We start from the raw sequence: 670 nt of genomic DNA, 5'->3' as shown, positions 1-670 counted from the left end.
GATGATCGTCGGGATGCTGGCGGTGCTGAAAGCGGGCGGCGCGTATGTGCCGATCGATCCGCAGCATCCGGAGGACCGGATTCGCTTCGTGCTGGAAGACAGCGGAGCGAAGCTGCTGCTGACGCAAAGCTGGCAGCAGGCCAAAGCAGTGGAGTTCCGAGGCGAGGTATTGTGCCTGGACGAAGCGTGGCTGTACGAAGGCCCACCGGAGGATGGCGCGAATCTGGAGCCGATATCCACGGCGAATAATTTGGCCTACCTGATCTACACGTCAGGGACGACAGGCCAGCCGAAAGGGGTCATGATCGAGCAGCGGAGCGTGGTGAACTTTACGCTGAGCTTGTTCGAGCCGATCTATGCGGCGCATCCGGAAGTACAGGAACATGGCGCAGCTGGCGCCGTACGTGTTTGACATGTCGGTGAAGCCGATCTACGGAGCGCTGCTGCTGGGATTGACGCTGCACATCGTTCCGGAAGAGACGCGGATGGACGGGGACAAGCTGCTGAAGTTTTTCTGCGAGCACGCCATTGACATCACGGATGCGACGCCGACATATTTGGCGATTCTGGTGCAGGCGGCTGCGGCCAGCGGCGGAGCGGCTGGTGCGAAGCATTACGTGATCGGCGGCGAGGCGCTGACGACGAAGGTCGTGAAGTCGTTCTGGTCGAC

The 670-nt window shown here is 61.0% G+C and carries 1 protein-coding gene and 1 pseudogene; both read left to right on the top strand.

What is annotated here, in order from left to right; all coding sequences use genetic code 11:
* A pseudogene (locus PEL01S_RS34245) lies at positions 1–358 on the top strand (AMP-binding protein); the annotation flags it as partial.
* 25 nt (positions 359–383) lie between these two features.
* On the top strand, positions 384–670 hold a 287-nt coding region (locus tag PEL01S_RS34240; protein ID WP_164824395.1), incomplete at its 3' end, for an AMP-binding protein.

The sequence above is a fragment of the Paenibacillus elgii NBRC 100335 genome (assembly GCF_004000865.1).
Classification (GTDB): Bacteria; Bacillota; Bacilli; order Paenibacillales; family NBRC-103111; genus Paenibacillus_G; species Paenibacillus_G elgii.
The sequence above is the reverse complement of the archived record's forward strand: the minus strand, read 5'-3'. Positions and strand labels throughout refer to the sequence as shown.